4 protein-coding genes are annotated in these 4,683 nt (G+C 57.9%); 2 read left to right on the top strand and 2 right to left on the bottom strand.

The window, feature by feature from the left end:
* A partial coding sequence (locus AB7F49_RS38235) for a hypothetical protein (protein ID WP_428532890.1) occupies positions 1-425 on the top strand: 425 nt, incomplete at its 5' end.
* Complete coding sequence (locus AB7F49_RS38230; RefSeq protein ID WP_428532887.1) at positions 412-1,059, top strand: hypothetical protein; 648 nt, start codon at positions 412-414, stop codon at positions 1,057-1,059. The genes AB7F49_RS38235 and AB7F49_RS38230, both read left to right, overlap by 14 nt.
* A gap of 46 nt (positions 1,060-1,105) precedes the next feature.
* On the opposite strand, the gene AB7F49_RS38225 is transcribed toward AB7F49_RS38230, so the two are convergent.
* Both AB7F49_RS38225 and AB7F49_RS38220 read right to left on the bottom strand, forming a co-directional pair.
* The gene (locus AB7F49_RS38225; protein ID WP_428532884.1) at positions 1,106-2,176 is read right to left on the bottom strand and encodes a 5-methylcytosine restriction system specificity protein McrC; all 1,071 of its coding nucleotides are present in this window, start codon (positions 2,174-2,176) and stop codon (positions 1,106-1,108) included.
* Positions 2,173-4,383, bottom strand: a complete 2,211-nt coding sequence (locus AB7F49_RS38220; RefSeq protein ID WP_428532881.1) for an AAA family ATPase — start codon at positions 4,381-4,383, stop codon at positions 2,173-2,175. The genes AB7F49_RS38225 and AB7F49_RS38220 overlap by 4 nt, the downstream gene beginning before the upstream one ends.
* Between the last annotated feature and the right edge of the window lie 300 nt (positions 4,384-4,683).

Genomic DNA, 4,683 nt, shown 5'->3' with positions numbered 1-4,683 from the left:
ACTGGCAGATCAAATACATAGACCTGCTGCTCGATACCTTCCGCGGCTATCGGGGGTGTCACTTCCTCATAGCCACCCATTCGCCACTAGTGATTTCAGAGCTGCCACAACACGCGACGCTGGTCGCTCTGGACAATCCTGACGCACCTCCGGCGGCCGAGCTCGTAGGACAGTCGTCAGATGTGCAGCTTGCTGAGGCGTTCCAGCTCACATCAAATAATAACCTGCATCTCCGGGATCTCCTGGTCGACGCGATGAGGGCCGCCGCGGACGGCGAGGCCGCCACGCCGGAGTTTCGAGATCAAGTCAGCCACTTGGCGAAGATTACCGCCAACCTGCCGCCCGAGGACGGTGTTCTCATGGTCGTGGATGGGCTCACTAGGGCGGCCACGGACGCGAGCGAGAAGCAAGATGCAGCCGGTTAAATACGGGGGTGCCGTAGCCGCCATCGTCCAGGCCTACAATGCCCGGCCTGAAAACGAAAAGGTAGCGGCGTACTGGTCAGCCGACGCGGTCACCCCGGTGCGCAAGGTCATAAAGGACCATTATATTGCTGACCAGCAACAGCTTTGCTGTTATTGTCGACACCAGCTAGAAACAAATAACAACGCAGTTTGGGATGGAGAACATATCATTGCGCGGGAAACGAAGCCGCAATTTCTTTTCGAGCCTCTCAACCTTTCAGTATCTTGCAAAGATTGCAATGTTCCCAAGGGCACGAAGAATGTTTTGAAGAACAAAGATCGCAAGACATTTCCAATTAAATCTACCGACTACATAATTGTTCACCCCCATTTTGATGAATACGATGACCACATTCTTTGGTTTGGACCAGTCGTAGCAGCAGCGTCATCCGATTCTGACAAGGGATCGACCACAATAGAGCTGTGTGATCTCACCCGTTACGGAAAGCGGTGCGGCAACCTCAAGGGAGAGGTTTTCGACCAGCGCTTCAGGAATCGGATCGGCGAACTGCTGATGAGCCGTGACCAGGGTGACGCGACAGAGGTCCTCGCTGAGCTCGCGCTACAAATTAAGAAACTTCCCGAGAAGAAATAGCTCTGCGTACCGGCAATAGTCGCGCGCCGTTGTGGGCGCGTGCGCGTCAAGCTGCCGCAGCGGCGTTTCGCATCCCGTTGCGAAGGAGCTCGTGGAGTTGGGATGCAACTCCTGGCCAAGCTTGTGACAGGTCCAACGTCGCAAGCGTAACCTCATGCCCGTGCAGATCGTATCGATCACGCAGCCCCTTTCCCGACCAGGGGTAGAGCAAGATTCCCTCGACATTTGAGAAGGCGGAATCCTGTCGAGCGGCATTCCTCAAGTAGCTAAAAAGCTGATAGAGATTGCCAGAGTGATAGCTCTCCACCTCATGATAGGATTGGAGGGCCTTCGCGTAGTATTTGGTATCGATGATGATCCGTCGGGTGGGGCTGCGGAGATACACATCGGCTCTCATGGTCGGAAGGCGCCCGGCGCCGGATAGCAACAGCGGCTTAGCGTCCCAGCTGATCGTCAAGGGTTCGACTGCGAATTCGCGCTGTTCGGTACGATAGAAGTTCCGCACAAACTCCTCGAAGACACGTGCCATCTTCTTCTCGTCTCGGGTGACGTCCTCGAAGCGAAACCCCCGACCGTCTGACCGGGGCAGCAAGCAATGGAATGCGAGCTGCGCGACCTTCAGGAGAAAGTCGTAATACGCGTTGTTACGGTGAAGCCGGACACGATCGAAAACCGACGCGTGCAGCCACATGTCGTCCACGTCGCCCAGCCTGCTCGCCGTGGATCGCAGTTCGTGAGCGAGCGCGGCATCGATCATCGAGGCGCTCGCCAGCCGCTTTAGCGATGCTTTGACAATCTGGTTGTGGAGGAGGTTGTGGCTGAGCTCGTCGAAGTGGCAATGAGCCCTTCTAATCGAGCGAGCGCGGAGCTGAAGCGTGGCACCCAGGTCGATCCGACCCCTTATCGTCGGTATCTCCTCGTCGTAGTCTCGATAATCGCGATCGAGACCGCGTCGCAGAATGGCGCGCGTACCGCTTAAGAGCACACGGGCGAGGAGGTTAGGAAGGTTTGGGCTCGGCTCAGCTCCGAGGTCAATTGTCTGCGCCTGCTCGAAGCGATTCCACGCGTAGCAGTAGAGGTAGTAGATATTCTCATTCGGGATAGTCGGTTGGGTCACGATGCCGCAAGCAGCTGACCCTGCCACGCTTCTGCCCGTTGCGGAGCATCGAACCAATACTCTCGGAGAAGTGGTACGATCTCCGTGCGTACGATGCGGGCGTACCAGGCTTCGCTGCTTTCGCCAGGCGCCGGCTTACTGCAGAAATAGCTGTGGCCGATGGCGAAGCCAGGGCCGAGGTTGGCCGTATCGGCGCAAATCTCCGCATTGAGTTCCGAGAAACGCTGGACAACGCGGTCGATCACCAGCGCATCCACTCCAATCGACTGAAGGTGCTCGCGAAACCGCGGGGATGAGAGACTCGGCACCAGGTCGACGAATGCGAACCGGCGGCGCAACGCGTAATCTACAACGGCAAGGGATCGGTCCGCGGTGTTCATAAGGCCCAAGATGTACACATTCGGGGGCACGAAAAATTTGGTCCGGCCCGAGGCGAGCGGCATGGCCCATCGGCTGTCCCTTTTGTCACTCTCCACGAGCAACATGAGCTCGCCAAGGATCTTGCTCAGATTCCCTCGATTGATCTCATCGATGATGAAGACATAGGTGCGGTTCGGGTCTGCCTCGGCTCGCCGACAGAATTCCACGAACTTGCCCGATCGGAGCTCGAACCCGGTCTCGGTCGGCCGGTAGCCTTCCACAAAGTCTTCGTACGAGTACGATTGGTGGAACTGGACAAAGCCCAGCCGCGATCGATCCTCGGCGCCCATGAGCGCGAACGCGAGCAATTGCGCCGCGTAGGACTTTCCAACGCCAGGTGGCCCCTGGAGGATCACATTTTTCCTTGCCTGCCAAAGCAGCAACAAATCCTCAGCAGCGGCTCGCTCCAGAAACAGCGTCGCTAAGGCGTCCTCAAGACTGAAGGTGTTTGTCGATTCTTCGACGGGAGGAGTATCCTCAGTTGCAACGTGCGGAAGGCTTTTCCCGCTAAACTCGGCATAAGCGCGGTTGAGGATCGCGATGAGCGTGGGCGTCGCCTCAGTGAGGTAGGCGCCCTGGTTGAGGCCTCGCTTATTATAGAAAAGGCCTTTGACCCCGCTTTCGTACAATTCGATCAGCTCCGAAGCGAACGGCTCCGTTTCCAAAAATGCGTCTCTCGGCAACCGTGGCTCTAGCGGCTCATGGTCTTTGAGTGCGATCCGATAGGCAGGCTGTCCCGCCCACTCGGTCCCCTGCACCCCGACGAAGCTGGCGTCGGCTTCGCTCGCGGCTATCGAAACACTGCTGATGCTGTCGTTATCCGTGAGGTGGAAAACCACGTCGCCCGGCTTCACCTCAAGCATGTTCGCATAGATGTTCTTGCCATCCTTCGATGTCTGTGGCGACCAAAGCGCCTGCCCGACGCCGTCCGGACCGTCGAGCCGGTCGGGACGGCCGCGGACGAGCGTCTTTTCTATCCAATAGCGCTGGACGGACGAGGTGCCTGGATCACCATACATCGAGGCCCATTCCCCATAGGCGAGGAAAAAATCGAAATCCTGAGGCTCATCAAAGAAGGCGAACTCAATCAGTTTGTCCGCGAGCTCATGGCCCGGATGAACCTCCCAGATCGTTGGACGGTAGGTGTAGAAATACCAATCCTTCGGCTGGAAACCGGCGTCCCACGCGACCTTCAGGCGTTCGCCGTCGCCAGTATTTTCAGTGATCGTGCCGCGCGCTTTGATGCGCATCACGGACACCGTGCGCCCTCGGTTGACGAACGGAAGATTGTGCTTTTGGACAAAGGCAGCTTTCAGTGCGACCCGATCGCCCGGCTTCATTGACCGGACCTGCGCCGCCTCCGATGCGCTTGGCGTGCTGATCTCCCAAATGCCCTCGCTAACGAAGCGCTCGGATTGGTCCTCGGTGCGGCCGAAAGACGCGCCGAGAAACCAATATGTCTCAGTCGATGACAAGTTGGTCTTCCCTGCCTGGGCTGCGGACTCGGAAACATGCATCTCAAATCCCAAGCTCTCCAGCTTGGCGCGGACGGTTGATTCTCCTCCGCTGAAGTCAGTTGATCGAAGAGTGCCGCGAGACGGGTGCTGGACCCCTACAGCGACCCCGGCGATGGCCTTGGACGGGTAGGGCTTTCCGTTCCGAACCACGTGGAATGCGCGCGCTTTTCCAAACCCGTATTTGCGTAAGAACGCGTCGCCCCCGAGACTGTCATATTCGTCCATTGCCGCGTGAACGGCTGCAGGGTCAGTGAGCGATTCAAGCGACATTCTTCCCCCTGTGCTTTGCGCTACTCACCATCTTAGGAATCTGTCTTGAAGAGGCGCTATTCCTGGCGATCCAACTTGTGACATATAGCCGGGTAGTTCGTCCTGTGCACCCAGGCGACCGACGATGCGCAGCGGTTGACCGGCTGGCCGTTCACCTACCCGCGTTGGTGCTGACCAGCGGTCCCAATGTTTCCTTGTGACCACTGGCCTCACCCTGCCTTGCGCCGGATCGACCAGACCAACGCTGAAACGCTGGTGACCAGCGCCGCGAATGCGGCGATTAGAGCGGCGTCAACAACA

The sequence above is a fragment of the Pseudorhodoplanes sp. genome (assembly GCF_050250235.1).
Lineage (GTDB): Bacteria > Pseudomonadota > Alphaproteobacteria > Rhizobiales > Xanthobacteraceae > Pseudorhodoplanes.
This window is presented reverse-complemented; position numbering and strand designations above follow the sequence as displayed.

Bases quoted from the DNA above. Each gene is read 5' to 3' on its own strand.
- AB7F49_RS38230 (WP_428532887.1), top strand. From the start codon at position 412: ATGCAGCCGGTTAAATACGGGGGTGCCGTAGCCGCCATCGTCCAGGCC.
- AB7F49_RS38220 (WP_428532881.1), bottom strand. From the start codon at position 4,383: ATGTCGCTTGAATCGCTCACTGACCCTGCAGCCGTTCACGCGGCAATG.